Source organism: Photorhabdus viridis, from assembly GCF_040256935.1.
In the GTDB taxonomy this organism is placed as follows: Bacteria; Pseudomonadota; Gammaproteobacteria; order Enterobacterales; family Enterobacteriaceae; genus Photorhabdus; species Photorhabdus viridis.
Window position 1 is genome coordinate 1 of sequence record NZ_JBEJZY010000556.1, and the last position, 223, is coordinate 223.

A 223-nucleotide genomic window follows, 5' to 3' on the forward strand; every position below is an offset into this window, starting at 1 on the left:
CTGCATTTCTGTATAAGGTAATAGGATCAAAGGGAATATCATTACATGCCAACTCATCTATTTTCATATTTGAGTAAAAGCCAATTGTTGTTCTTAATTCGAAAACATCAACAAGGTCAAATAATTTATTTCCTTCTAAATAGAAAGAAAATACTCCATTTTTCCAAAAGCTATCTGGAGAGTTCCATGACTCAACAATGTCAAATTGAAGAGAAAAGTAAAA

The 223-nt window shown here is 30.0% G+C and carries 1 protein-coding gene; it reads right to left on the reverse strand.

Features of this window, described 5'->3' with window-relative positions:
- A partial coding sequence (locus ABR397_RS25710) for an Imm42 family immunity protein (protein ID WP_350307951.1) occupies positions 1-223 on the reverse strand: 223 nt, incomplete at both ends.